This window comes from Pseudonocardia asaccharolytica DSM 44247 = NBRC 16224 (assembly GCF_000423625.1).
Taxonomy (GTDB): Bacteria; Actinomycetota; Actinomycetes; order Mycobacteriales; family Pseudonocardiaceae; genus Pseudonocardia; species Pseudonocardia asaccharolytica.
Window position 1 is genome coordinate 20,326 of sequence record NZ_AUII01000033.1, and the last position, 26,107, is coordinate 46,432.

The following is a 26,107-nucleotide window of genomic DNA, read 5'->3' on the forward strand; positions in this document are numbered from 1 at the left end:
ACGGTCGGCCTGGTCGCGGTGAAGTCGCGAACGGCGCGCGGCGACGGCGGCCGCGAGCGGCGCGAGCACCGCTGATCGACGCTTGTGCCGCTCGAGTGGCGGCGGCTACCTGCTGGTCGAGGTAGCACGCCGCGGCTCGGCCGGCGTCGCGGCCACGTAACCTCGACGACATGACCGCCGGTACCAGGGCGTTGCTGGAGTTCGACGACTCCTACGCGCGTGAGCTGCCCAGCCTGTGCGTGCCGTGGACGGCGGCACCGGTACCGTCCCCCGAGCTGCTCGTCCTCAACGCGGAGCTGGCCACGGAGCTGGGCGCCGAGCCGGAGGCGCTCACCGGGCCCGAGGGACTGGCGCTGCTCGTCGGGCAGGTGCCGGACGGCGTGTCCCCGGTCGCGCAGGCCTACGCCGGCCACCAGTTCGGCATGTACGTGCCACGTCTCGGTGACGGTCGGGCGCTGCTGCTCGGCGAGGTCCCCGACCGGCACGGGCGGCGCCGTGACGTGCACCTGAAGGGTTCCGGTCGCACCCCGTTCGCCCGCGGCGGCGACGGGAAGGCGACCGTCGGGCCGATGCTGCGCGAGTACCTGATGGGCGAGGCGATGCACGCGCTGGGCATCCCCACCACCCGCGCCCTGGCGGTCGTGGCCACCGGCGAGGAGATTGCGCGGGAGACGCTGCTGCCCGGTGCGGTGCTCGCCCGCGTCGCCGACAGCCATCTGCGCGTCGGCACGTTCCAGTACGCGGCCGCGACCGGCAACCCGGCGCTCGTCCGGACGCTGGCCGATCACGCCATCGCGCGCCACCACCCCGAGGCGGCCGAGGCGCCGAATCCCTACCTGGAGTTCTACCGGCGGGTCATCGACGTACAGGCCGCGCTCGTCGCCCGCTGGATGCTCGTCGGGTTCGTGCACGGCGTCATGAACACCGACAACACGACGATCTCCGGGGAGACCATCGACTACGGTCCCTGCGCCTTCATGGACGCCTACGACCCCGCGACGGTCTTCAGCTCGATCGACCACGGCCGCCGCTACGCGTACGGCAACCAGCCGCTGATCGCGCAGTGGAACCTGACGCGCCTGGGTGAGACGTTGCTGCCGCTGATCGATGAGAACACCGACGCCGCGGTCGAGGCCGCCATCGACGCCGTCGAGGGGTTCACCGGGCGCTACGAGAGCGACTGGACGGCCGGGATGGCCGCCAAGCTCGGGCTCGACGCCCCGGACCCGCCGCTGACCACCGATCTGCTGGCGCTGCTGCACGCGCAGCGGGTGGACTTCACGCAGTTCTTCCGTGGGCTATCGGCGGGCTCTGCCCGGGACCTCTTCCTCGACCGCGAGGCGTTCGACGCGTGGGCGCGGCGCCGGGAGGCACTGCTGCCGGCGGATCGCGCGGCGGTGGCGGCGGGCATGAACCGGGTCAACCCGGTCTACATCCCGCGCAACCACCGGGTGGAAGAGGCCCTCACCGCCGCGGTCGGCGGCGACCTCGCGCCGTTCCGGCGCCTCCTCGACGTCCTCACCCACCCGTTTGACGAGCGCCCGGGCCTGGATGGTTACGCCGAGCCCGGCCCCGCCGGCCGATACGTGACGTACTGCGGCACCTGACCGGCTGTCGACGGACGAACGGTGCCGGCCGCGGGAACGGGGATGCCCGAGCACTTGAAGCGCGCCCATCCGGTGCCCGGCATCCGCAGTCGTGCCGACGGGATCGGTCGCGCCGGCATGCTGTGCGCGGCCGCATCGTCGGGTCGGCCGGGTGAAGTCAGGCGCGGGCGCCGGGGATGACGTGGACGCACTCCGCGCGGCTCGACGCGGTTCCGACGAGCGCAAGCTCGCCGGTCAGGGCGCGCGACGGGCGACCCAGGCGGCGATCTGGGCGCGCCCGCTGAACCCGAGCTTGGCCAGGATGTGCTGGACGTGCGCCTCGGCGGTGCGCTCGGAGATGTGCGCGGCGGCGGCGATCTGCCGGTTGGTGAGCCCGCGGCCGACCAGCTCCGCGATCTCCGCCTCCCGGCGGCTGAGCACGCCCCCGTCCCGGGACGCGGCTGCGAGCGCCGCCAGCCGGGCCCGCAGCGGAGCCATGCCCAGCCGCCGCGCCGCCGTGTCCGCCTCGACGGCGGCGGCCACGGCCTCGGCGGCGTCGCCCGCCCGGCCGCGGGCCCGCAGCGCCACCGCCAACCGGAACCGCGCAGTGGCGGCGAACGGGAGCAGGCCCGCCGCGTCGTTCACCGCGACCGCGGCGCGCAGGTGCCGGACCGCGGCGTTGAGGCGCCCGCAGCCGGTCGCGGCGACGCCGAGGAACAGCTGCATCGAGCCCTGGCTCGCGATGGCGCCGGCCCCGCCGCAGGCGTGCCGGTCGGCGTGCGGGAGCAACAGCCGATAGGCGGCCTCGGCGGCCTCGGCGTCGGCCAACTCGGTCGCCACCAACGCCCGGACGGCCTCCAGCCCGAGCGCGAGGAACGGCGGGATGCGTGGGTCGCCGGGTGGGGGCAGCGTCGCGTACCGGCCCAGCGCCTCGGCGCGGCGCCCGCGCTCGAGGTGCCACCGCACGGCGTTCGCCCGCATCAGCTCGGTGCCGGGCAGGCTCGCCTCCGGGACGTCCGGCACCTCGAGCAGCGGTTCGCCCTCCCCTGTCTCCAACGTCACCAGGGTCGCGAACGCCTGCGCGATGATCGCGGCGCCGCGGTGCCCGCCGCGCTCGGCGATCGCCGTCGCCTCGTCGTTCATCCGGCGCGCACGCTCCCAGGCCCCGCGGCCGTAGGCGATCGCGGCGCGGGCCCGCAGTTGCTGCATCCGGGCCAGCGGCTGACGCAACCGGGCTACGACCGGATCCAGCCGGTCGATCTCCCGCTCGGCGTCGCCGACCCGGCCGAGCTGAAGCAGGGCGTCGAACCGCCACAGATGCCCCCACATCGCGACGCCGAGGTCGCCGGTGCGGTCGGCCACGGCGAGCATCCGGTCGCCCAGCCCCATCCGCTCGGTCACGCCGTCCGGTCCGCTGCGCACCAGCTGCCGCGCGCGCAGCGCCGCGACCAGCGACGGCGGGTCGTCCAGCCGCTCGGCCATCCCGAGGGCCTGCTCGCTGGCCGTATCGGCGAGGGAGTCGGCCCGGCCGACGATGATCGCGTGCGCGAGCTGGGCGAGCAGCTGGGCCCGCAGCGGGTCGTCGCGTTCGGGCAGGTCGCGCAGCGCCTCCTCGCACCAGCCGCGCACCACCGGCATCCAGGCGTACTCCGACACGCCCTGCACGACGAGCGCCGCTCGGCCCAGCGCGGCCGGGTCGCCGAGCTGCCGGGCGAGGTCGGCGGCCGCGGTGCAGGAGGCGATCGCCGCGCTCACCTGGTGGCCCAGCACCTGGGCGCGGGCGGTCTCGACGAGCAGCTCGAGGCGATCGGCGGCGGGCAGGTGCCCGCGCCCGGCCTCCCCCGCCCGCACCAGCAGCCGCGCGGCCTCCTCGTGAGCCTGCCGGGCCGCCGCTTGCTCCGCGGCCCGCCGGGCCCAGCGCACCGCGGCCGCGACGTCACCCACCGGTAGCGCGGCGAGCGCGTGCCGGGCGAGCTCCGCAAGCACGTCGGGATCGTCTACCCCAGGTTCGAGCGCCTCGGCGAGGCACCGGTGCAGCCTGGCCCGCCGAGCCGGGGCCAGCCCGCCGAGCAGCGCCTCCCGGAGCAGGTCGTGCGCGAACCGCAGGCCGGCGGCACCCGCCGACCGATCGAGCACCCCGTCGTCGACAGCTGGGCGCAGCCCGTCGAGCGCCTCCTCCACGGGCACGCCCGCGACCGCGGCGACCAGCCCGAGGTCCAGGTCTGCGCCGGCGACCGCGGCCACCTCGAGCAGCTCCCGGCAGCGGGCGGGCAGCCGGGCGAGCCGGCGCCCGACGACGTCGCGGACCGCCCCGGGGACCCGGGCTCGGTCGGCGCACCCCCCGGCCAGCATCCGGCTGAGCTCGCCGACGAAGAACGGGTTCCCGCCGGTCCGGCGGGTGACCGCGTCGACGACGTCGGGGGCGGGGATCGCGCCGAGTCGGTCGGCCAGCGCGGCCGCGACCTCGGGTGCGGCGAGGCCGGCGAGCTCCAGCCGGGCCGAGCCCGGCAGCCGGGCCAGCGCCGCGAGGACCTCGACGCGGGCCGGGTCGCCGGCGACCTCCCCCGCCCGGCAGGTCGCGGCCACCAGCAGCCGCGCCGTCGTCGCCTCCCGGGCCAGATGGACGAGCAGGGCCAGCGAGGGGATGTCAGCCCACTGCACGTCGTCCAGGGCGAGGACGAGTCCGGTGTCCTCGGCGATACCGGTGAGCAGCCGGGCAGCCGCGTCGAACAGCGCGAAACGCTGTTCGGGACCGCTCGCCGGCGCCGGCCCGCCCGTGCCCAGGGCGGCCAGCTCGGGCGCGATCGGGGTGAGATCCGCACCGACCTCGCGGAGCCGAGCCGTTGCTTCCTCCGGCTCGGTGGTCGCCAGCCAGGCCCGCAGGATGCGCCGCCACGGCCAGTACGCCGGCGCCCCCGCCTCGTCGGTGCAGCCGCCCCAGAGCACCGGCACCGCGCGCGCCCCGGCCAGCCTGGCCAGCTCGGCGACCAGGCGCGTCTTGCCGATGCCGGGCTCACCCGCCACCAGCACGACGTGGGAGCGCCCGGTCAGGGCGTCCTCCAGCCGCGCGGTGAGCCCGGCCAGCTCCCCCGCGCGCCCGACGAACCTGCTGTCCATCGCCCCTCCGCGGCCGACCGTAGCGGTGCGGTGCGTACCTCGGGTACGTGGTTTCCCCGACGACGACGCGGCCGCGGGCCCGTAGAACTCGCGGTCATGACCACGACGACCACGGTCAGGGACCGGCGCACGCGCGTCGCGATCCGGGCCGACCGCCTGTTCGACGGCGTTCGCAGCATCGCCGAGCCGCTCGTTCTCGTCGAGGACGGCCGGATCGCTGCCGTGTACGCCGGGACCCGCGCGACCGCGCCGCCGGACGCCGAGCTGGTCGGGCTGCCCGGCGCGACGCTGCTGCCGGGGCTCGTCGACACCCACGTACACCTGGTGTTCGACGCCGGACCCGACCCGGTGGCGGCACTGGCCGGGCGCGACGACAAGGCCGCGCTGGCCGCCATGTCCGGTACCGCGGCCGCCCAGCTGCGCGCGGGCGTCACGACCGTGCGCGACCTCGGGGACCGGGACTACCTCGCCCTGCGGCTGCGCGGCACCCCGGGCCCGCTGCCGACGATCGTGGCCGCCGGCCCGCCGATCACCGCGCCGGGCGGGCACTGCCATTTCCTCGGCGGGCCCGCCAGGGGCGTCGAGGGCGTGCGCGCCGCGGTTCGCGAGCACGTCGAGCGAGGGGTCGACGTGATCAAGGTGATGGCGAGCGGCGGCGAGCTCACCCCGGGCAGCGACGTCACCGTCCCCCAGTACTCCCCCGCGGAGCTGCGCGCGCTGGTGGACGAGGCGCACCGGCACGGGCTCCCGGTCACCGCGCACGCGCACGCCACGGCGGCGATCGGCCAGGCGGTCGACGCCGGGGTGGACGGCGTCGAGCACTGCACGTTCCGCACGGCCGACGGCGTGCACGTCCCCGACGAGCTGGTCGCGGCGATCCTGGCGCACCGGATCGCGGTCGGCAGCACCGTCGGCGTGCGGAACCCGCACGGGCGCCCGGACGACCCGCCCCGCGATCTCCAGGAGATCCTCGCGGGCCTCGGCCAGGCCCGCGGGGAAGGGCCGGGGCCGCCGCCCGAGCTGGTCCGGCACCTGCCTGCGATCCTCGCGGCGCATGCCCGGCTCTGCCGGGACGGCGCGGTGATGGTGGCCGGGACCGACGCCGGGATCGCGCCGGTGAAGCCGCACGGGGTACTCCCGGTGGGGCTCGCGCAACTCGCCGGGCTCGGACTCGGCACCGCGGGGGCGCTGCGCGCCGGCACGTCGGTGGCCGCGCAGGTGTGCGGGCTCGGCGACCGCAAGGGCCGGGTGGCCCCGGGCTACGACGCCGACCTGCTCGCGGTCGACGGTGATCCGGTCGCCGACATCGGCGCGCTGCTGCGGCCGCTGCGCGTCGTCGTCGCGGGCCGGACGGTGTTCGACGCCGCGCCGGAGGTGACCCGATGAGCCTGCGGACCTGCCTGCGGTCGCTGGGCCGCGGGATCCTCCAGGGGCTGGGATCGGATAACGGCTGGTGCTGGGCCGCCTGCACGCTGGGCACGTTCCCGGTCGGGATGGCGCTCGCCGCTCACCGCGGCTACCGGCACACCGACCGGATCGGCCGACCGGGCCTGGACGAGCGGGGGGTACGCCCGGTTCCCCAGCGAACCCGGCGCCTTGCGCCGCGGCCCGGACCGCTCGTCGATCCAGTCCGCACAGTCCACGCCGGCGCGGCTGCCGGGCCCACGCCGCAACGTTGTCCTGCGGTCATTGTTGCGGGTGGAGAGCCCGGCGCAGCTCGCGTTTGAGGACCTTGCCGTAGGCGTTGCGGGGCAGCTCCTCGACCCAGTGGACGTGCTTGGGCACACGGTAGCCGGCCAGGCGCTCTCGGCAGGCGGCGCGGACCGCCTCGCCGTCGCGGCCGCCGTCGCCGGCCACCAGCACCGCAGTGACCGCCTCCCCCCACACCCGGTCCGGGGTACCGATCACCGCGGCGTCGCGGACCCCTGGCAGGGTCAGCAGCACCTCCTCGACCTCCCGGGCGTACACGTTGGCACCACCCGTGATGATCATGTCCTTGAGCCGGTCGACGACGAACAGGTAGCCCTCGGCGTCGAGATAACCCACGTCGCCGGTGTGCAACCAGCCTCCGACCAGCGTGTCGGCGGTGGCCTCGGGTCGGCCCCAGTAGCCGGCCATGGTCTGCGGGGCGCGGGCGAGGACCTCCCCCGACACGCCGGCGGGCACCGGGGCACCGGCGGCGTCGACGATGGCCAGCTCCACCCCGGCCAGCACCCGGCCCGCCGAGCGGGTCCCCGACCAGCCGGGCTCGCGCACGGCCCGGGCGTGGTCGGCGGCCGCGAGCGCGGTGAGGAACATCGGCGCCTCCATCTGCCCGAACGACTGCACCAGACGTCCGGCGAAGGCGGTCGTGGCCGCGCGCAGGGTGTCGGGCTGGATCGGCGAGCCTGCGTAGTACAGCCAGCGGAAGCCGTCGGGCACCGCCCAGCCGTCGGGCAGCGCGTCCAGCAGCATCCGGATCATGGACGGGACGAGGAAGATCCCGGTGACCCGGGCGGTGTGCAGCAGGGCCGCGGTGCGGGCGGCGTCGTAGGAGCGGCACAGCAGGTTGTTCCCGCCGGCCGCGAGGGTGGGCAGCAGCAGGAAGCCGGCGCCGTGGGTCAGCGGCGCGACGTGCAGGACGACGTCGTCGCCGCGGAACCCGAGTACCTCCTGGGCCATGTCGGCCACCGTGTGCCAGGACCGGTGGGTGAGCATGACCGCCTTGGGTGCGCCGGTGGTGCCGCTGGTGTACATCAGCGACAGCAGGTCGTCGGCGGCGCGGTCGACGGGCTCGGCGAGCGGCCGGCCCGCCCGGTCCGGCCGCTCGCGGTCGGCCAGGGCGATCCGCAGGTCACCTCCGGAGGGAACCCGGTCCAGCAGCGCGGACTCGGTGACCAGCAGCGCGGCGCCCGAGTCGGAGAGCATGTGCCGGAAGTCCGGTTCCCGCAGCCGGACGTTGAGCGGCACCGCGACGGCGCCGGCCGCGGCGACCGCCAGGAACGTCTCGACGAACTCGGTCGAGTTGTGCAGCAGCAGCGCGACCCGGTCGCCGGGGGCGATACCGGCCGCGGTCAGCCCACCGGCGAGGTCCGCGACCCGGCCGGTCAGCTGCGCGTAGGTGAGGGTCCGAGGCCCGCCGGGGGCGTCCAGGTCGGTCACGCAGGGCCGCTGCGGGTGGGTCCGCGCCCCGCGCCACAGCAGCTCCGCCACGTTCCCCGGCCGCGCGCCGGATCGTCGACCGTCCATCAGCCCGTCCGTTCCAGGATGGTCACCGCGCACGTCGCCTCCTCCAACCCGAGGACCCCGCCGCCGTTCTCGGCCAACCCGATCCGGGCGTCGGGCACCTGCCGCGCGCCGGCCTCGCCGCGGAGCTGGACGGTCAGCTCGTAAGCCATCGACAGCCCGGTGGCCCCGATCGGGTGCCCCTTGGAGACCAGCCCGCCGGAGGTGTTGACCGGCAGGCTGCCGCCCGGCCCGGTCGCCCCATCGGCGACGAACGCCCCGCCGTGGCCGGGCGGGCAGAAGCCCAGCATCTCCACCTGCAGGATCTCGCCGAACGAGGTGGCGTCGTGCACCTCGGCGACGTCCACATCGGATGGCGTGAGGCCGGCCCTGTGGTAGGCCCGGCGGGCGGCCTCGTGGGACAGCGTCGGCACGTCGGGGGTGCGCTGGTAGGTGCCGCCGGCGGCGGCGGTGGCCCGCACCCGCACGGCCCGCTCACGCACGGCGGCCGGCTGGGCGGCCAGCCAGTCCCCGGAGCAGACCAGCGCCGCCGCGGCGCCGTCGCCGACCGGGGAGCACATCGACCGGGTCAGCGGGTAGGCGACCTCGCGGTCGGCCAGCACATCCTCCAGAGTGGTGGTGAACCGGTACTGCGCCAGCGGGTTCAGCGCACCGTAGTTGTGGTTCTTCGCGCTGCTCGCGGCGAGCTGCTCGCGGGTGGTGCCGTAGCGCTTCATGTGCAGCAGCGCCTGGGTGGCATAGGTGTCCATGAACAGGCTGCGGTCGGCGCCGAGCGCGAAGGTCTCGCCCATCGTCTCGGCGGCCTCCTGGTAGGTGCACACAAGACGGTCCCGGGTCAGGTTGTCGGTGCAGCCCTCGATCAGCCGCAGCGCCGTGGGCCCGGCCGCGTCGGTGGGCTCGGGCAGCACCAGCTTCTCGATGCCCAGCGCGACCGCCAGCTCCGCCTCGCCGCTGCGGACGTCGCGCACCGCCCCGTGCAGGGCGAGCGAGCCGGTGGCGCAGGCCCCCTCGACGTTGGTCACCGGCAGCCGCGCCGGCAGCCGTCCCTCGTCGACGAGCTCGACCAGCGCCATCTGCCCCCGCAGATTCTCCTGGCCCCAGGCGCCCATGAAGCAGTTGCCGAACCACAGCGAGTCCAGTTCGGTGGCCATCGCGCCCCCGGCGGGCCCGGCGTCGGCCACCAGCAGATCCAGCGTTTGCCGGGCGAGCTCCCGGAAGCCGACCTCGCGGTGTTTGCCGAACGAGGTGCAGGCGACGGCGACGACATAGGCCTCGCGCATGGTCAAGATCCCTCCTCGGCCGGCCTGGGCGGCGGGCTGTGGATGTAGAGGTCGGGTTCGGGCAGGAAGATCGCCCTGACACGAGGCTATGGCGGCGATCGGTCCAGTCACAATGGATCCGGACATGAGTCCGCCCCACACATTTCGTAGCCAGATACGAAAGGGAAGAGCTATGCGCGACGGCCGGCAGGACGGGCTGGCCCGCGTGGCGCAGCGGCTGGAGGAGCAGTCCGGGCCGCTGGTGGACCAGCAGCTGGCCGCGCTGAGCCGGTTTCCGTCCTACCGCCGGGTACCGGCGGAGGATCTGCGTCGCTCGTGCGAGCGCAACGTGCTGCGCGTCGTGACCAGCCTGCGCGGCGACCCGCGGCTTCCCCCCGAGATCGAGGAGGACGAGCACGACAGCGGCCGTCGCCGCGCACTGCAGGGCGTCCCCTCCGACGATGTCGTCGCGGCCTACCGGGCGGTGCTGGGGGTGCTGCGCGACGCGTTCCTCGACGCGGCGGCGTCGCTGTCGATCCCGCTCGACGCCGTACTGGCGGGCACCCGTCGGCTGTGGGAGCTGACCGACCGGTTCAGCACCGAGCTCGTCTCGGCCCGCCACCAGCTCGACCTCGACCTGGTGCGGCGGGAGGAACGCGAGCGGCTCACCTTCCTGCACAACGCGCTGACCGGCACCCTCCGGCCCGCCGAGCTCCTCGAGGGCGGCGCCGCCTACGGCCTGCGCCCCGACCGGGAGTACTGGGTGCTGCGCGCCCGCGCGATGACCCGGAGCCGCGGTGCCGCGGAGCTGATCTCACCGCTCGAACGTGCGACCGCCACACCGCACCACCCACCGCTGCTGGGTCTGATCGGCGAGGACGTCGCCGGGATCACCGCGCGCCCCCCGGACCACGGCCCGGACGGCGCCCTGGTCGCCGTCGAAGGTCCGGTCCCGGCGACCGGCCTGCACGCGGCCTTCGTCGAGGCCACCCGCCAGCTCGAGATCGCGGCCCGCTTCGACCTGCGCGGCGTCGTGGACGCCGCCCGGCTCTCGCTGCGCGCCGCCGTCGCCGACCAGGCACGGCTCGGCGAGATGCTGTTCCGCCGGTACGTGGCCGGCGTGCTCGCCGACACCGCCATCGCGGCGACCATCCTGGACTCCGTGCGGGCCTACCTGGACCACCGCCGCTCCATCCCGACCACCGCCCGCGCGCTCAATGTGCACGTCAACACGCTGCGCTACCGGCTGCAGCGCTTCGCGACCATCACCGGCGCCGACCTGCAGGACACCGTCACCGCGATGGAGGTCTGGTGGGCCCTGCAGTACGCCCGCATCCGCCGACGACCCGAACCCTGATCCGGCCGGACCGGGTTCGTTTGATGGCCTGTCCGCCTGCGTTCCGCGCATAGTCCTGGTTCCGGATTTCGGCCTATCTTGCCCAAGCCGCCGAAAGCCGTGAATGCGGCGTTGCCGCCACTCAGCGAGGAGTTGATATGACGACCACCGTCGGTGCACCCGTTCTCAGTTACGAGGAACTGGTCGAAGCTCGTCGCGCGAGCGGGGTCCCGATGTTCAACGAGAACAAGATGAAGCTCGGGATCTTCGGCGCGAACTGCAGCCACGGACTCATGGCCACCCACGCCGAGAGTTCCTACGAGCTCACCTGGGAGCACACGCAGAAGATCGCCCAGATCGCCGACAGGCTCGGCTTCGAGGCCATGCTGCCGGTGGCCAGGTACCGCGGAATGGGTGGCGAGACCAACTTCAACGGGTCGAACTTCGAGACGCACACCTGGGCGGCCGGGCTGGCCCAGGCGACCGAGAACATCATGGTCTTCTCGACCACCCACGTGCCGACCAAGCACCCCATTGTCGCGGCCAAGGAGTCCGTCACCGTCGACCACATCTCGGGCGGTCGGTTCGGCCTCAACATGACCATGGGCTGGTACAAGGCCGAGATGGAGATGTTCGGCGGCACCCAGCGGGAACACGATGCGCGCTACCGGTTCGGATCCGAGTGGATCAGCATCGTGAAGCGGATGTGGACCGAGGAGGGGAGTGTGGACTTCAACGGCGAGTTCTTCGAGATCAAGGACGCCCAGTCGGACCCCAAGCCGATCCAGAAGCCGTATCCGGTGCTGGTGAACGCCGGGAACTCGCCGGCCGGGCTGGATTTCTGCGCGCGCGAATGCGACTTCAACTTCATCGCCTTCGCCGATCCACAGGAGGCCCGCAGCACCGCGGCCCGGGTTCGTTCCATCGCCCGGAACCTCGGTCGTGACCTCGGGATCCTGGGCTACGGCAACATCGTCTCCCGGGACACCGAGCAGGAGACCAAGGCCCTCCTCGACGGCATTCTCGAGAAGGGCGACTGGGAGGTGGCCCGCATGGTCTCCGGTGGCCTCGGGACCGAGAGCGGCTCCTTTGAAAAGATCAAGGCTCTCCAGGAGCGGTTCATCCTCGGCTACGGCGGATATCCTCTGATCGGCACCCCGGAACAGGTCGTCGAGCAGATGGTCGAACTCTCCGACGCCGGCGTCGACGGCATGATGGTCGGCTTCCTCGACTACGCCGAGGAACTCCCCTACTTCGGCGAGCGGATCCTGCCCCTGATGCGCGAGGCCGGGCTGCGGGAGTGAGGACGACGGATCCGGCCGAGGAGAGGCAGGCATGAGGCTCGCCACGGTCTACGGAAGTCCGACGCCGCCCGGGAAGCTCGCCCGCGCGCTCGGGCTCCTCGAACAGGGCGTTCGCGACCGCCACCCCGGCTGGGAGGTGGAACGGATCGCGCCCCGGGACTCGATCGCTCCGGTCGTCGCCACCTGGGGCGACGACGCGGTGGAGCGGATCGGCGGGGCGGACGCGGTCGTGCTCGCCTCGCCCGTGTTCCGCGGCTCGATCACCGGCACGCTCAAGATCTTGATCGACATGCTGCCGAACGAGGCGCTGCGGTCGAAGCCGGTGGGCATCCTCACGGTCGCGGCGGCCCCGCATCACTTCCTGTCCGCCGAGCGGCACCTGCGCGACATCCTGAGCTGGTTCGGCGCCCTGCCCACACCCAACAGCGCCTTCTTCGTCGATCGTGTGTTCGGCGACGCCGAGGTCGACGCGGAGGCCGTCACCGATCTCCGAGAGTTCGCCGACCAGCTGGTCGTCCTCGCCGAACGTCTGGACGGCCGGCACTTCGGGCCGGACCCGTTGACGGTCCGTTTCACAAGGAAGAGAACATGACCAGTAGCGTCACGGACAGCCGCCCGCCCCGCCGGGACACCGCCCCCGCCCGGCACTACATCGGCGGGCAGTGGGTCACCTCAACCGCCACCGGGGTGTCGCGCTCACCCGCGACCGGGGAGGCGCTCGGCACCTACTACGAGGCGGACGAGGCGCAGGTGCGGGAGGCCATTCGCGTCGCGAAGCAGACCTTCGCGACGCACGAGTGGCGCTCGAACCGCCAGCTGCGGGCCCAGGTCCTGAACGAGATGGCCGATCGGATCGAGGCCGCGACCGACGAGCTGGCCCTGCTGCTCGCCCGCGAGAACGGCAAGATCCTGCCCGAGGCCCATTTCGAACTCAGCCTCACGCCCTCGAAGCTGCGCTACTACGCGGCCCAAGCGCTCACCGACTCCGGTCGCGGGGACCGGGTGCGCCCCGGCGTCTACTCCATCCTGCTGTCCGAACCGGTCGGAGTCGCCGGCGTCATCGTCCCGTGGAACTCGCCGGTCGTGCTCGCCGTCCGGTCCTTCGCCCCGGCGCTGGCCGCGGGATGCACGGTCGTGATGAAGATGGCGGCGCAGACCGCGCTGGTCAACACCCGCCTCACCGAACTGCTCGCCGAATGCCCCTCCCTCCCGGCCGGTGTGCTGAACGTCTTCACCGAGTCCGGCAGCACCGGCGCCGAGCTGCTGGTCAGCTCGCCCGACGTGGCCGCGCTGAGCTACACCGGAAGCACCAGGGTCGGGCGCCAGATCATGGCCAACGCCGGCGCGACCCTCAAGCGGCTCTCGCTGGAGCTCGGCGGCAAGACTCCCATGATCGTGTTCGGGGACGCGGACCTCGCCGCGGCCGTGGGCACGATCGTCGCCGGCATCACGACGTTCACCGGGCAGTTCTGCATGACCGGCAGCCGGGTCCTGGTGCATTCGTCGGTGGCCGACGAGGTGCGCACGCGGCTCACCGAGGCGCTCACCCAGGTAAAGGTGGGTCCCGGTGACGCCGAGGGCTCCCAGATGGGGCCGCTGATCGACATCGCCGGCCGGGACCGGCTGGAGGCGCTGATCGAGAAGCACCTCGGGGACGCCGAGGTCATCGTGCGCGGCGGACGTCCCGACGACGAGAGCCTCGCCCGGGGCGCCTACTACCGCCCCGCGCTGCTCGGCGTACGGGGCACCGATTCCCCGCTCGTCCAGAACGAGCTGTTCGGACCGGTCGCCACCTTCGAGGTGTTCGACACCGAGGAGGAGGCCGTGCGGATGGCGAACGCCACCCAGTACGGGCTGGCAGCCTCGGTGTGGACGCGGGACGGCGCGCGGGGGCTGCGCATGGCCGACGCGCTGGATGCCGGAACGGTGTGGACCAACGGCTGGGCCGTGGTGCTGGACCAGTTCGAGGAGGGCGGCTACAAGCAGAGTGGTCTCGGCCGCCTCAACGGCCACCGGGCGCTGGAGGAGTTCCAGGAGTACAAGCACGTCGTCCAGATCGTCTGAACCGCCGTTCCACGGCGCCGCGAGTCATGCGCTGGGGAGGGCCCGATCAGCCCCGAGGGCCCTCCTCAGCGTCGCCGACGGCGTTTCGTCGTAGACGGACCGGTACAGCGAGGCGAACCGCCCGAAATTGAAGAACCCCCAGTCGGTGGCGACGGCGCTTACCATCAACTCGGCCGAGCGGGGATGCACAAGCGCGTCGCGCGCCCCACGAAGGCGAAGATCCCGCAGGTACTGCAGGGGAGTGCAACCGATCTCGCGGAGAAAATGACATTGCAGCGTCCGGGCGCTCACCCCGGCGGCGGCGGTCAGATCCGTCAGGGTCGGAAGGTCCCTGATGTGATCGTGGATGTGGTCGAGGGCGCGCTGCAACGCGGCCGGTTTCGGCATGTCGGCCGCATTCTGCAGAAGGCGCTGATGCGGCCCGGTGGCGGCGGCGAGCAGATTCGTGAGGATCATGGCCTCGAGGTGCCGCCGAGAATCGGCGTTCTGCGCCAGGATCCCGTTCTCGTCCCATTCGGTCCGCACGAAGTCGACACACCGCAGCAGACCCCGTCCGGCGGGCGTCGTCAGGTTCACGACGAGGTCGAAGTCGATGGGCTCGGCGACCTGCTTGCGGGCCAGTCCGGCGAGCTGTCCCTCGAGGTCCGCGCGAGGGACCTTGAGAGCGAACTGCGCCGCGTTCGCGTCCCAGTCGATGTGCTGGCTGCGATGGGGAAGCAGGATCGCCGCGCTGCACATGCCGGCCGTGGTCCCGCGGTGGCCGTCCTCCCGTGACACCCGGCTGCTGCCCGCGAGGGTGATGTTCACGTGGTACCAGCGCTCGTTGGGCGGCAGCGTGATCCGCGTCTCGGTCCCGTAGGTGAGATAGCCCAGGGTCAGGCTCCCGGTCTGCACGGCGTTGAGCCGGGCGTCGAGCCGGGTCCGGTTCACCGGGTCCAGAATGTGCGGTTCGTAGACCTCGGCGACGACCTTCTGCGCCACGGCCACATCGGCGGTTCGCAGCCGGCCGTACTGCCGAAGCGGCTCCGCGGGAGCAGGCGAGGCTGTGGCTGACGAGAGGGACATCGAGACCTCCACCTGCGACGCGATCGTCCTACACGATCCCCACGGCCGGGACGGCTAGAGCCATGGGGGTAGCTCGGGCAGGCCCGCCCGTGCGGGACGCCCCGCCAGCCAGGCGGCGAGCTCGGCGACGGGCAGCGCGACGGATCGTGGCTCACCGGCCCCGTCGATCGTCCACGTGGCGTCGCTGCCGGTGGCCGCGACGGTGAGCGCCGGGCCGTCCCCGGCGGTACTGCGCCGCGCGGCGATGTCCTCGACCAGCGCGGCGCAGAACCCGTCGGGAAGGTCCGCGAAACCGATCCCGGTGCCCAGGTCGACGGCGTGCACGCAGACCTCGCGGGCGCGCATCCAGGGCAGTTCGGCCGCCGGGACCGTGCGGCCCTGCGCCGTGACGACCTGGGCCTGCCAGGCGGGTTCGGGCAGGGCCGAGAACGCCTCGGCGAGCTCGTCGGCCGAGCGCCGCACCCAGGCGCACAGGTCGGCGGCGGGGCGGCGGGCACCGGCCTCGATGTCCGCGGCGCGCTGGGCGGACGAGGCGTACATCGGGGTCTCCCGCCCGGTCCGGGCCCAGCTCACCAGCCGTCCGATCGCCTCCGCGTTCGACGCGACGTGGGCCAGCAGGTGGCGGCGGGTCCAGCCGGGCAGCGCGGTCGCCGCGTCGAGGCCGCCGTCGCTCAGACCGCCGAGTCCACCGAGCAGCAGCGCCGTCCCCTCGGCGACCCACCCGGTGGTCCGGGTGGTCCCGGTGGCGACGGTCATGCCGGAACCGCCGCCGCCGACCGGGCGAGGTTCTCCAGCCGTCCGATGCCCTCGATCTCGGTGACCAGCACGGAGCCGTCGGTCAGGTAGCGCGGGGGCTTGCGGGCGTGCCCGACGCCGCCGGGGGTGCCGGTGGCGATGACGTCGCCCGGGTTCAGCGTGACGATCGCCGACACGTAGCGGACCAGGGCGACGGGGTCGAAGACCAGGTCGCCGGTGTCGGCCTGCTGCACCGTCTCACCGTCGACCGCCGCGCTGATCGCCAGCCGGGGTCGCACCCCGCCGGGCAGCTCGTCGGGGGTCACGAGCACCGGACCGAACGGCGTGGTGGCCTCGAAGGTCTTGCCCTGCAGCCACTGCGGACTGCGGTACTGCCAGTCCCGCATGGTGACGTCGTTGAGCACCGAGAACCCGGCGATCGCGGCTTGTGCGGCGGCGTCGTCGGCGCGGCGCACCCGCGTTCCGACCACCACCGCGAGCTCGGCCTCCCAGTCGACGGCCTGCGAGGCGGGGTCGAGAACGATCGGGTCGGCCGGGCCGACGAGGGCCTCGGGGAACTTCGCGAACAGCGTCGGGTGCTGCGGGAGCTCGCGGCCCATCTCCAGGATGTGGCTGCGGTAGTTGAGGCCGACGCACACGATCTTGCCGGGCCGCGGCACGAGGGGGGCGAGGTCGGCGGCGGCCAGGTCGTGCCGGGCGCCGCCGTCGGCGGCGGCCCGCTCGCGCCAGCCGTCTGTCGCCAGCAGCGCCCCGAGGTCGGGGGCGTCGAGCTCGACGGCGACATCGCCCTCGACGCGGGCGGCGCGGGTCCCGTCGGCCGTGCGCAGGGTCGTCAGTCTCATGTGGAGGCTCCCTCCAGCCGCACGCGGTCGGCGTGCAGCCGTTCGAAGATCGGGGTGTCACTGAAACGGAACAGGTCGAGGCCGGTGTCGGCGGTCAGCGTCAGCGGGGCCCAGGACGGCACGGCGACGAGGTCGCCCCGCTCGACCGGCCACTCCCGCTCGCCGACCTGGACCCGCCCACGCCCGTCGAAGACCTGCCAGACCGCCGAGCCGACCTCCCGGCGGGTGGTGGTGCGCGCGCCGGGGCGCAGGCGGTGCATCTCGGCGCGGATGGTGGGCATGACGTCCCCGCCGGTGGTCGGGTTGGTGAAGCGGACGGCGGCGTGGCCGGGCTCGACCACGCCGGGGTGGCCTTCCTCCTCCAGCGCGAGCTGGTCGGCGAGCGCGGCGTCGGTGTGTTCCCACCGGTAGGCGGCGATCGGCGAGCTGGGACGCGGTTCGGGCTGGGCGACCGGGCGCAGCCCGGGGTGGCTCCACAGCCGCTCCGACCGTGAGCGGGCCGGGGACGAGCGGTCGGCAATCTCGTCGGGACCGAACTCGAAGAACGTCGAGCCGGTGTAGTGGGCGAACGGGATGTCCAGCCCGTCGAGCCAGGCCATCGGGGTGTCGGCCTGGTTGTGGTGGCCGTGGAAGCACCAGCCGGGGGTGAGCAGGAAGTCGCCGCGGCGCATCGCGACCGGGTCGTCGTCGACGACGGTCCACACGCCCTCGCCCTCGACGACGAACCGGAACGCGTGCTGGGTGTGGCGGTGCACCGGCGCGTCCTCGCGCGGGTTGAGGTACTGGATCGCGGCCCACAGCGTCGGCGTGGCGAACGGTCGCCCGCCCAGGCCGGGGTTGGCGAGCGCGATCGCGCGACGCTCGCCACCGCGGCCGACCGGCACGAGCTCCCCGGAGCGCCGGGCCAGCTCGACCAGCGCCGCCCACCGCCAGCGATGCCCGGTGGCCGTCGGCCGCGGGTCGGCCGGCATCAGGTCGCCGATCTCGGTCCACAGCGGGATCAGCAGCTCCCGCTCGAAGCCGCGGTAGAGGTCCTCCAGCTCTGGGGTGGGGGTGGGCTGCCCTGGCACGTCGAGCGTCTGCAAGGTGACCGGCGAGGAGGTGGTCGCGCTCATCGGGAGTGGCTCCTTACCGAGAGTGACGGATCCGCGGTGGCGGATCCGGGGAGTTCGCTCTGGCGGTTGGTTGACCGTCCGCACATCGTACGTGTACGTACGGTATTACTCCGTCGAGCCTCATCGCAAGCGTGGTCGTGGTGGCTCAGGTCGCACACCGAACACCGTGGAGAACCGAATGAGCCAGGTCGTCACCCCGTGTCCCCCCGTTGAATCCCGGAGGACACGCCACATCGTCCGGCGCACGGTCACACCGCCCGGCCCCCCACCGCCAGGGCGGCTGGTGGTGCAAGATCGGCTCGACGAACTGGTCGGCACCCTGCTCGACCGGCATCGGATCGTCTGCGTGACCGCGACCGCGGGATCGGGGAAGACGACGGCGGTCGCGCAGACCGCCCGCACCCTCGGCCGCCCGATCGCCTGGCTGTCCGTCGACGGCACCCCCGCGGTTCCCGACGTGTTGTTGGCCTATCTGGAGGCCGCGCTGGCCCCGGTCGCCGAGGCCTGCGACCGGACGCCCGATCCGTGGGACTCCTTCCAGCAAACCCGCGAGGCCTATCGCCAGATGGCGAAGGCCGGTTTCACCAAGGGCTTCATCCCGAAGGAGTACGGCGGGCTCGGTCTATCTACAGTGGATCTAGCGATTGCCGCCGAGGAGCTGGCGCGGCACGACCTCAACGTCCCGACGCTGCTCGTCGCCTCCGGGGCGGGCCTGTGGCACGTGATCCACAACGGGACGCCGGAGCAGAAGGAACGCTTCCTGCGGCCGTTCGCCGAGGACGAGGAGGGCGACCTGCTCGCGGTCTACGCCTTCACCGACGAGGCCGGCGGCGCCAACTTCGACTCCGCGGACCCTGCGGCCGGGATGCAGACCTTCGCCCGGCGCGACGGCGACGAGTCGCTCGCCGTGGTGATGGTGCCCGGTGACCTCCCGGGGATCACCGTTCTCGACGTCTACGACAAGATGGGGTGCCGCGGCATCGTCTCGCCGAGGGTGCGTTTCAAGAATGTGCGGGTCCCGGCAGCCAATATGATCGGTACGCCCGGCAAGGCCGGGATGGAGTCGATTACGCGCGCGTTCAGCTGAACGTCCGCGCTCATCGGGGCCGCCGCCGTGGAAATCGCGCGTGCCGCTTTCGCGGAAGCGATGCAGATCGCCCGGACCGAGCGGGCCCTGGGATCCGAGCCGATCATTTCGCACCAGGTCGTTGGCTACAGCCTGGCTGACATCAAGACGCGAATCGAAGCCGCCCGTTATCTCACCTGGAAATCCTGCCACCACCTCGACCAGACCGAGGGAACCGAGGAGGAACTGGCGATCATGACGAAGGTTTTCGCCTCGGAGGCCGCGGTTCAGTGCGTGTACGACGCCATGCAGGTCGTTGGCGTCAACAGCTACGCCAAGGACCGGACCACGCTGGAGCGGCTCATGCGCGACGTGCTGGTCCTGCCCATCTTCGATGGGGGCAACATGGGAGTACGCAGAAGGCAACTGCACAACATCCTCATGCAGCCCGGATACGACCCGATGCTCGCCGCCGAGGGACGACGCTCGGCGTGACCGGCTCGGCCTTCGGCGTCACCCCCGCGGCCATCGACGGTCGCGGGGGTGACGCCACGGGCCACGGATATAGTCCTCGGCGATGGCACCCGGCGACGCGTCGACAGCATGGACACCGTGACGGTCCTTCGATGGGCGACGACGAGATTTCCATTCATTCGATGCCCGGGTTCATGATCCGGCGCCTGCACCAACTGCACGACAGCATTTGGGAGAAGGAGCTCGGTGGCGTCTTCACCCCTCCCCAGTTCGGCGTGCTGGCCACGCTCGCCGCGCGTCCGGGGATTCACCAGCAGAAGCTGTGTTCGTTGGTCGCGCTGGACTCCTCCACCGGATCCGACGTCGTCAACCGGCTGATCCGAGCCGGTCTGATCCGCAGACGCCGCGACGAGCACGATCGCCGGCGCTATCTGCTCGAACTGACCGCCAAGGGGCGAGCGTCGCTCACCGAAACAGCACCGTCCGTGGTCGAGGTCAATGCGCGTCTGACCCGAGCCCTGCCGGAATCCGACCGCGCCGCTCTCCTTGCCCACATCGATCGGATCCTGTCCGAGGAGCCCGGCCGCTGACCAGGTGACGTCCGCCCGAAGGATCCTGGTGCACGGAACACCGCCGAAGGGATGCGCCACGAGGGCGGGACCGGTTCGATGGCGACCGTGACTCCGGCTCACACTCGTGAGGTGGGCCGTCCGACGAAACGGAGGCTCGAGGATGAACTTCACGCTGGAGCTCGTGCTGCTCCCCGTCGCCGACGTTGATCGGGCGAAATCGTTCTACACCGAGAACGTCGGCTTCGCGCTCGACGTCGATCACCGGGCGGGCGATGACTTCCGGGTCGTCCAGCTGACGCCGCCCGGTTCCGGATGTTCGATCGCCATCGGGGTGGGCATCACCGACGCCCAACCCGGCTCGGTCCGCGGCCTGCACCTGGTCGTCACCGATATCGAGACCGCGCGCGCCGAGCTGACCGAGCGCGGCGTGGCCGTCACCGAGATCCGGCATATGACTCCGGACGGATGGGTTCCGGGTTCGGATCCGGAGCACCGCGACTACGGCTCGTTCGCCGACTTCGCCGATCCCGACGGCAATACCTGGGTGCTGCAGGAGCGCGGGCACAAGCCCTCGGGGTAGCGGATCACGCCCGTTCAGCGTCGAACTGCTTGCGCAGCCGGACCGGTGCCTTGAGTCGCCACGCCTCCTCGAGCAGCTCGACGAGCTGCTCGCGGCCGATCTTCGTCAGATCGACGAGAATCGCTCCGTAGCCGTCGTAGTGCGGCGTCGTGGAGAACGCCGGATCGCCCGAGGCCAGCATCGCCTCCTTCTCGTCGAGCTGGCACATCAGCACCAGCAGACCCTCGGCCTCGGTACGCAGCCGGGCGAAGGACTTCCCGCGCACCCGCAGCGCCGGCGTCCGATACGCCGTCGACTCCTCCACCTCGGGCAGCGCCATCCCGATCTTCACCACGTCATCCCAGGTCAGCATGGCGCCATCCTGTCCGAGCCGGCTGGCGGTGTCGTGGAGAAAACGGATCACGAGCGGCGAGCGCGAGAGCAGATCCGGCCCGTTCGGCTCTAGCCGGTCGAGGCGACGCGCGTCATCCTCGTGGCTCATCTTCGCCACCACGGAGCAGGGACGGCGCCGAAAGGGAGGCTCACATGAGTTCGATCGCCGTCAACGGGACCACCCTGTACTACGAACTGCGGGGAGAGGGGCCCCCGGTGCTGTTCATCTCGGGCGCCACCGGCGACGCCGGGCACTGGACCGAGGTCGCCGACGCTCTCGCGAACGACTACACCATCCTCGCCTATGACCGGCGGGCGAACTCGCGCAGCCCCCGGCCCGAGAACTGGGCCACGGCGCCGATCGATGAGCAGGCCGACGACGCCGCCGAGCTGCTCAAGGCGCTCGGGCTCGCGCCGGCGGTCGCGTACGGGAACAGCCAGGGCGCGATCATCCTGACCAGCCTCGTGCTGCGCCATCCGGACGTGCTGCGCGCCGCGATCTTCCACGAGCCCCCGTACGCCGCGATCACGTCGGACCCAGAGGCCGTGACGTCGTCCCTTCAGACCCTCGTCAGCGAGGGCACGGCCGAGGGCGGTCCGGCGCTTGCGATGGAGCGCTTCGTCCGCTGGGCGGCCGGCGATGAGGCGTATGAGGCGTTCGACCCCGAGATGCGGGCCCGCATGCTCGGCAATGCCGAAGTCTTCTTCGGCATTGAGTTGGAGGGCATCTTCGCCTACATTCCGACGTCGGAACAGCTCGGCCAGGTGCGGCTCCCCTGTGTCGTGGCCGCGGGCGTCGACAACCGCGAGCCCACCGCAACCCATCACTGGATGTACGAGGCGTCGCAGTGGCTCGCGGGGCAGCTCGGTGCCTCGTTCATCGAGACGCCCGGTGCACACGTGCCCCAGGCGACGCACCCGCGAGCACTGGCGGAACTGCTCCGGCCGCTGATCGACAAGCTGCCCGCGTCGCGCGCGTGAGGCCTACGGATCGGGGGTGTATTCGACGGATGGAGGCGGCGGGCTTCAGGTGCCGAGCGCACGGGACAGCAGCGCGCGGCGGCTGTTCACCCCGGTCTTAGCGAAGATCGACTTGACATGGTCCTGCACCGTGTGGTGCGACAGAAACATCCGGTGCGCGATCTCGCGGGTATCGCTGCCCTCCGCGAGGTGGCCCAGCAGCTCATCCTCCCGTGTGCTCAGCCCGAATGCCCTGGCGAACAGCGCCGCCCGGTCCATCGGCGAGGTGTCCTCGATGCTGACGGCGACGTTGCGCTCGTGCGGTGGGCCGGCGTCGCCGAGCCGGGCCGCCCGCAGCGTCAGCCACAGCCCACCGGACAGGTGCACACGCGCCGCGGGCGGGTTCGCATCGACACCGGCCTCGTTGGCCAGCAACTGCGCCGCGACGTTGTAGACACCCGCCGGCACGGGCGAGCGACCCTCGTCCGGAGGGACGAGAAGCCGCAGGTAGTCCTGGGTCAGCGGGGTCTGTCCGCGAACGTCGAGCTCGTGCGACAGCAGCAACACGACGGGACCGCGCGGGCCGTGCTCGCACACCGCAACAAAGGTGCTCGCCTGGGCGCGGCGGAGGGCGGCCGTCACCGGCGCGGCGATGTCCGCCAGAAAGGCGGCCTCGCTCGCGGTGAAGGAGTCAGCCACCCTCCACAGATCGAGGAACCCCCAGCAGCCGAACCTGTCCCGGTAGACCGAGGATGCGACATCTCCGATGTCGTGGTGGCTGAGCACCGCTCGCCACACCAGGCTTCGTGCGAGATCTCCGCCGGTCGCGTCGGTGAGCAACGCAACGGGCGCAGTCAGCGTCGTCCACCGGTTCACCTCGGTGAGGTATTTGAGCCGGATCAGTCGCGGCAACTCCGGCAGGCAGGGGACGTCCGCCAACGGCGACGAACCGACCGAGGTCTCCGGATCGGTCAACAGCCAGGCGTATGCATCGAATCCGACGACGCGGCCGATCTCGTCGAGCAGTTCCATCCGCAGGCTGCGCGCGTCGCGGGCTCGGCCGCAGATGCGGACGATCCGCTCCCTCGACCGTGCGTGCGCCGAGCTGGCCACGGCCGGGAGGGTACGCCGGGAACCCCCAGGTATCGGGGATATCCACCCCGGCCGACGGTCCATAGGGTCGGCGCACCCATCCACCGGAGGCGAGATCATGCCCACCTTGCACATCGAACACGCGATCACCGACTTCCCGACCTGGAAGGCGGCCTTCGACCGCTTCGGCGAGGCACGCGAGCGGTCCGGTGTGCGCCGGCACCACGTGCAACGCCCGGTCGGTGATCCCCACTACGTCGTCATCGACCTCGATTTCGACACCGTGCCGGAGGCAGAGGCGTTCCTCGACTTTCTGCAGGCGAACGTCTGGTCATCGCGCGAGAACGCCCCGGCGCTCGCCGGGACGCCGCAGGCCAGGATCCTCGAGCCGGTCGAGAGTCGGCAACCCGGGTGATGCTGACCCCGATCCGGCCGCTTCAACAGGAAGCAAACGGATCAGGGGATGTACTTGGCCAGGAAGTCACTTGGCCAGGAAGTCCTCGACGGCCGACCGAGCGGCGGGCCGGTCGGCCGGGTCCTTCCAGCGTTCGACGAGCTCGCCGTTGGGGGCGGCCGAGGCGAGCGCGCGCGAGGCGCTCTGCGGGTGGAACCGGTCGTCGCCCATCAGCACCAGGATCGGTGTCACGAACGCGGCGACCTCGGACAGCGGGACGCTGAAGAGCACGTCGCTGCCGCCGTACATGCCTTCGCGGAACCCGGTCCAGTCGTCGTCGGTGGTCTCGGGATGCGCGTCGCGCAGCTCGGCGGCCCACGCATCGAACATCTCGTGGAACGCCTCGCGGTTGCCCTCGAGACCGATCGGCTGCAGCGCTACCGCCGCAGCGACTCGCGCGGGCACCTCGTGCAACAGGTTGACGACGTAGGAACCGCCGATACACATGCCGAGCACGTGGAAGCGGTCGACGCCGAGGTGGTCGAGCAGGGCGAGCTGGTCGGCGGTGTAGGTGTCCCAGCCGTCGGAACCGCTCACGGGCCCCGTCGACGCCCCGGCGTTGCGCTGGTCCATCGCGATCACCCGGTAGCTGCCGGAGAGCTGCGCGATCGGGTTCCACGGCGCGCGGTCCCAGAACTCGATCGCCGAGCGCATCCCGCCCGGCGCGATGAGCAGCACCGGGAACCCGGACCCGTACTCCTCGTAGTGAATCTTGACGTCGTCTCGGATGAAGATCGCCATCGATGGACCCCCTTCCATTCGCCACCTGGCCTCACGTTGCCATACGGTCGGCTGGGTCGGGCGCACGGCTGGAGAGGTGGGTGCCGGTGGATGCGGTCAAGACAGCCAACGACGCGCTGGCCTTCCTCCTGGAACTCGCGGCGTTCGCGCTGTGGGGCGTCACCGTCGGCCCGAACCTGCTCAGCCGGCTGGTCCTGGGCCATGATCGGGTTCCTTTCTCGGAGGGTCAGCTCGACGGTGGGCGAGCGAACGGCGGCGGGCCGCCGATCGGGCTGAGGTGAATGCCGGCGAGCAGCCACCGGCCGTCGCGACGGACCGCGACATGGGTGGCGCGGAACTGGCCGTCGACCGGGTTGCCCTGGTAGCTGGCCTGCTGGGTGTGGCGGCCGACGGCGACCGCGGCGTCGCCGTAGTCGCGCACCTCGACCTCGTTCCAGACCAGGGAACGAGTCACCAGCTCGCCACCGCGGTAGCGCTGCAGCCACTGGCCCCGGTCGAGCACGAAGCCCAGCGGGCCGACGAGGGTGAAGTCGTCGGTGGTCATGGCGTCGAGGGACGGGGTGTCGCCGCGCTGCTCGGCCTCGGCCCAGCGCCTGCCCAGCTCGTGGATCTCTTCGACGGTGCTGGTCATGGTCTTTTCCCTTCTTCAATCGGTGAATCGGTCGACGTGGCGGGTGGTCCATTGGGTGACCGTGGCGGGCGGGCGGGCGGCCGAGCACCTCGGCGACGGTGGGCAACACCTCGGTGCCCTCGTCGGAGTCGCGGGTGCGGGCGAGGACCGCGTCGAGCACCTCGGCCGGCATGCCGAACCGGATCATGGCGGCGCAAACCTGGTCGGGTGGGGGTTCGACCGCGCGCAGCCGCCGGCCCAGCAGGCGGGCCAGCTCCGCGAGCTCCTGCGCGGGTGTGCGCACCTGCGGGCCCGACAGCCGGTGCACCGCCCCGCGGTGGCCCTCGGTGGTGAGCGCGGCGGCCACGACGGCGGTGATATCGGCGGGATCGAGCGGAACACCAGCGCGGCCCAGCGCGACGGACTGCCCACCGGTGCCGCCGCGACGCTCGTCGGCTGATCCATCACGGCCGTCTCGAATCAGGCCGACGGCTCGGCCACGGGCGCGGGCTCGGGCGTCCGACGCGGCCGGCGTCGGGGCAGCAGGAACCCGGCCACGACCAGCCAGATCAGGCCCGAGAGGCGGGCGACCGGCAGCAGGAACCCGGCCCCGTCCAGGAGCAGGGACACGGTGGCGATCTCGGCGACGGCCGCGATGGCCAGCCCGGCGATCGCGACCGGGCGCGGCAACAGGCCCAACAGCAGACCCGGGACCGCAATCCCGGCGATGAGCAGCCCGAGGAACACCACGTGGGCGACCCCGCCGGTGAGGAAGGACAGGTCGTGCAGGGCACGAACGACCGGCGCCTCGCCGCGCACCGCCGGGCGGGCGAGCACCCAGGCCAGCAGCGCGGAGAGGGTCAGCATCGCCGCGCTGAGCACCCCGCCGGCCAGCGCGATCGTGGCACCGGGCGCGGTGACGCCGAGCGTCCGCAACCGGGAGCTGGCGGTCGCCGCGAACAGGGCCAGCGGGACCGCCGAACCGAACAGGAAGAACGCTCCGACGCGCACGGCGTCCGGCTCGCTCACGAAGAAGCCGGTGATCGTCGCGGGCTCGGCGAACGGAGAGGGGATCGTCCCGCCGAGGGCGGCGCTGAGCGCGAGACCAGCGACCAGCAGGGCCAGCGCGAGACCAGCGAGCGGGGCGAGCGGCGGACCGCCCTGCGGGCGGGACCGGGTGGGGATGGGTGTGGTCATCGGTCGCGCTCCTTAGTGCTGCGTTCCTCAAAGCAGGTAGATGAACTTACGGCGGAGTGTGCGGTGGGGCGGTGGCAGCCGTCCCCACACCCAGGGTGTGGCGCGGGCGTTGAGCTGGGCGGTGGCCAGCGTGACGGCAGCGGCGATCTCGTGGGCGTCGGCGAAGGTCTGGCCGGCGAACGCGGCGCGGCGCAGCAGCCGCCACCAGCCTTCCTGCAGGTTGAGCCAGCAGGCGCGGACCGGGATGAACACCTGCCGGACGCGCGGATGCCGCGCCAGCCACTGGCGGACCTTGAAGCTGGTGTGGCTGGACAGGTTGT

26 protein-coding genes are annotated in these 26,107 nt (G+C 72.5%); 13 read left to right on the plus strand and 13 right to left on the minus strand.

The window, feature by feature from the left end; translation table 11 throughout:
- Positions 1-170 precede the first annotated feature (170 nt).
- Positions 171-1,607: a protein adenylyltransferase SelO gene (locus G567_RS0121835; RefSeq protein ID WP_028931643.1), complete on the plus strand. Its 1,437-nt coding sequence runs from the start codon at positions 171-173 to the stop codon at positions 1,605-1,607.
- Positions 1,608-1,841: 234 nt separating this feature from the next.
- On the opposite strand, the gene G567_RS0121840 is transcribed toward G567_RS0121835, so the two are convergent.
- Positions 1,842-4,703 carry an ATP-binding protein gene (locus G567_RS0121840; protein WP_028931644.1) on the minus strand — a complete coding sequence of 954 codons (2,862 nt, stop codon included), beginning with the start codon at positions 4,701-4,703 and terminating at the stop codon, positions 1,842-1,844.
- A gap of 96 nt (positions 4,704-4,799) precedes the next feature.
- Here G567_RS0121840 and G567_RS0121845 point away from each other — a divergent pair, with 96 nt between their 5' ends.
- Complete coding sequence (locus G567_RS0121845; protein WP_028931645.1) at positions 4,800-6,089, plus strand: amidohydrolase family protein; 1,290 nt, start codon at positions 4,800-4,802, stop codon at positions 6,087-6,089.
- 300 nt (positions 6,090-6,389) lie between these two features.
- Here G567_RS0121845 and G567_RS0121850 read toward each other — a convergent pair whose 3' ends face one another.
- Both G567_RS0121850 and G567_RS0121855 read right to left on the minus strand, forming a co-directional pair.
- Positions 6,390-7,964 carry a class I adenylate-forming enzyme family protein gene (locus tag G567_RS0121850; protein ID WP_084796345.1) on the minus strand — a complete coding sequence of 525 codons (1,575 nt, stop codon included), beginning with the start codon at positions 7,962-7,964 and terminating at the stop codon, positions 6,390-6,392.
- Positions 7,931-9,208, minus strand: a complete 1,278-nt coding sequence (locus G567_RS0121855; RefSeq protein WP_028931647.1) for a thiolase family protein — start codon at positions 9,206-9,208, stop codon at positions 7,931-7,933. The genes G567_RS0121850 and G567_RS0121855 overlap by 34 nt, the downstream gene beginning before the upstream one ends.
- Positions 9,209-9,380: 172 nt before the next feature.
- Between G567_RS0121855 and G567_RS0121860 the strand changes: the two genes are divergently transcribed.
- The 4 genes from G567_RS0121860 (at position 9,381) to G567_RS0121875 (ending at position 13,891) form a co-directional block, all read left to right on the plus strand.
- On the plus strand, positions 9,381-10,544 hold the full coding sequence (locus G567_RS0121860) for a PucR family transcriptional regulator (RefSeq protein ID WP_028931648.1): 1,164 nt from the start codon (positions 9,381-9,383) through the stop codon (positions 10,542-10,544).
- A gap of 137 nt (positions 10,545-10,681) precedes the next feature.
- Entirely contained in the window at positions 10,682-11,827 is a 1,146-nt protein-coding gene (locus tag G567_RS0121865; protein WP_051233396.1) for an LLM class flavin-dependent oxidoreductase, read from the plus strand.
- Positions 11,828-11,858: 31 nt separating this feature from the next.
- Entirely contained in the window at positions 11,859-12,419 is a 561-nt protein-coding gene (locus G567_RS32400) for an NADPH-dependent FMN reductase (protein ID WP_051233397.1), read from the plus strand.
- On the plus strand, positions 12,416-13,891 hold the full coding sequence (locus G567_RS0121875) for an aldehyde dehydrogenase family protein (protein WP_028931650.1): 1,476 nt from the start codon (positions 12,416-12,418) through the stop codon (positions 13,889-13,891). The genes G567_RS32400 and G567_RS0121875 overlap by 4 nt, the downstream gene beginning before the upstream one ends.
- Positions 13,892-13,915: 24 nt before the next feature.
- Here the strand turns inward: G567_RS0121875 and G567_RS0121880 are convergent, their stop codons facing one another.
- Genes G567_RS0121880 through G567_RS0121895 form a run of 4 tightly spaced genes read right to left on the minus strand, consistent with a single transcriptional unit; the run spans position 13,916 to position 17,669 of the window.
- Positions 13,916-14,956, minus strand: a complete 1,041-nt coding sequence (locus G567_RS0121880; RefSeq protein WP_147201311.1) for an AraC family transcriptional regulator — start codon at positions 14,954-14,956, stop codon at positions 13,916-13,918.
- Between the two features lie 54 nt (positions 14,957-15,010).
- Positions 15,011-15,712 (minus strand): maleylpyruvate isomerase family mycothiol-dependent enzyme, encoded by a 702-nt coding sequence (locus G567_RS30525; protein ID WP_051233398.1) that lies wholly within the window; start codon positions 15,710-15,712, stop codon positions 15,011-15,013.
- Complete coding sequence (locus G567_RS0121890; protein ID WP_028931652.1) at positions 15,709-16,554, minus strand: fumarylacetoacetate hydrolase family protein; 846 nt, start codon at positions 16,552-16,554, stop codon at positions 15,709-15,711. Before G567_RS0121890 ends, G567_RS30525 begins: the two co-directional genes overlap by 4 nt.
- Positions 16,551-17,669 carry a cupin domain-containing protein gene (locus G567_RS0121895; RefSeq protein WP_051233399.1) on the minus strand — a complete coding sequence of 373 codons (1,119 nt, stop codon included), beginning with the start codon at positions 17,667-17,669 and terminating at the stop codon, positions 16,551-16,553. Before G567_RS0121895 ends, G567_RS0121890 begins: the two co-directional genes overlap by 4 nt.
- A gap of 283 nt (positions 17,670-17,952) precedes the next feature.
- On the opposite strand from G567_RS0121895, the gene G567_RS32405 reads away from it, so the two are divergent.
- From G567_RS32405 to G567_RS0121910, 4 genes are all read left to right on the plus strand, one after another.
- A complete protein-coding gene (locus G567_RS32405) occupies positions 17,953-18,756 on the plus strand; it encodes an acyl-CoA dehydrogenase family protein (RefSeq protein ID WP_051233400.1) in 804 nt (267 codons plus the stop codon).
- A gap of 12 nt (positions 18,757-18,768) precedes the next feature.
- Positions 18,769-19,230, plus strand: a complete 462-nt coding sequence (locus G567_RS32410) for an acyl-CoA dehydrogenase family protein (RefSeq protein WP_084796347.1) — start codon at positions 18,769-18,771, stop codon at positions 19,228-19,230.
- A 131-nt stretch (positions 19,231-19,361) separates the two neighbouring features.
- Positions 19,362-19,799, plus strand: a complete 438-nt coding sequence (locus G567_RS0121905) for a MarR family winged helix-turn-helix transcriptional regulator (RefSeq protein ID WP_028931654.1) — start codon at positions 19,362-19,364, stop codon at positions 19,797-19,799.
- A 142-nt stretch (positions 19,800-19,941) separates the two neighbouring features.
- A complete protein-coding gene (locus G567_RS0121910; RefSeq protein ID WP_028931655.1) occupies positions 19,942-20,361 on the plus strand; it encodes a glyoxalase superfamily protein in 420 nt (139 codons plus the stop codon).
- A gap of 4 nt (positions 20,362-20,365) precedes the next feature.
- Here G567_RS0121910 and G567_RS0121915 read toward each other — a convergent pair whose 3' ends face one another.
- Positions 20,366-20,713: an MmcQ/YjbR family DNA-binding protein gene (locus G567_RS0121915; protein WP_037057863.1), complete on the minus strand. Its 348-nt coding sequence runs from the start codon at positions 20,711-20,713 to the stop codon at positions 20,366-20,368.
- A 173-nt stretch (positions 20,714-20,886) separates the two neighbouring features.
- On the opposite strand from G567_RS0121915, the gene G567_RS0121920 reads away from it, so the two are divergent.
- A complete protein-coding gene (locus tag G567_RS0121920) occupies positions 20,887-21,714 on the plus strand; it encodes an alpha/beta fold hydrolase (RefSeq protein WP_028931657.1) in 828 nt (275 codons plus the stop codon).
- A gap of 45 nt (positions 21,715-21,759) precedes the next feature.
- Here the strand turns inward: G567_RS0121920 and G567_RS0121925 are convergent, their stop codons facing one another.
- On the minus strand, positions 21,760-22,806 hold the full coding sequence (locus tag G567_RS0121925) for a helix-turn-helix transcriptional regulator (protein WP_028931658.1): 1,047 nt from the start codon (positions 22,804-22,806) through the stop codon (positions 21,760-21,762).
- A gap of 97 nt (positions 22,807-22,903) precedes the next feature.
- Here G567_RS0121925 and G567_RS0121930 point away from each other — a divergent pair, with 97 nt between their 5' ends.
- Entirely contained in the window at positions 22,904-23,200 is a 297-nt protein-coding gene (locus G567_RS0121930; protein ID WP_028931659.1) for a hypothetical protein, read from the plus strand.
- A gap of 66 nt (positions 23,201-23,266) precedes the next feature.
- Here the strand turns inward: G567_RS0121930 and G567_RS0121935 are convergent, their stop codons facing one another.
- Together G567_RS0121935 and G567_RS0121945 are read right to left on the minus strand one after the other, a co-directional pair.
- Positions 23,267-23,980, minus strand: a complete 714-nt coding sequence (locus tag G567_RS0121935) for an alpha/beta hydrolase (protein WP_028931660.1) — start codon at positions 23,978-23,980, stop codon at positions 23,267-23,269.
- Positions 23,981-24,206: 226 nt separating this feature from the next.
- Positions 24,207-24,611: a nuclear transport factor 2 family protein gene (locus G567_RS0121945; protein ID WP_028931662.1), complete on the minus strand. Its 405-nt coding sequence runs from the start codon at positions 24,609-24,611 to the stop codon at positions 24,207-24,209.
- A 43-nt stretch (positions 24,612-24,654) separates the two neighbouring features.
- On the opposite strand from G567_RS0121945, the gene G567_RS0121950 reads away from it, so the two are divergent.
- Positions 24,655-25,050 (plus strand): hypothetical protein, encoded by a 396-nt coding sequence (locus G567_RS0121950; protein ID WP_028931663.1) that lies wholly within the window; start codon positions 24,655-24,657, stop codon positions 25,048-25,050.
- 20 nt (positions 25,051-25,070) lie between these two features.
- On the opposite strand, the gene G567_RS30535 is transcribed toward G567_RS0121950, so the two are convergent.
- Positions 25,071-25,787 carry a hypothetical protein gene (locus tag G567_RS30535; RefSeq protein ID WP_028931664.1) on the minus strand — a complete coding sequence of 239 codons (717 nt, stop codon included), beginning with the start codon at positions 25,785-25,787 and terminating at the stop codon, positions 25,071-25,073.
- 27 nt (positions 25,788-25,814) lie between these two features.
- A partial coding sequence (locus G567_RS0121960; protein ID WP_028931665.1) for a transposase occupies positions 25,815-26,107 on the minus strand: 293 nt, incomplete at its 5' end.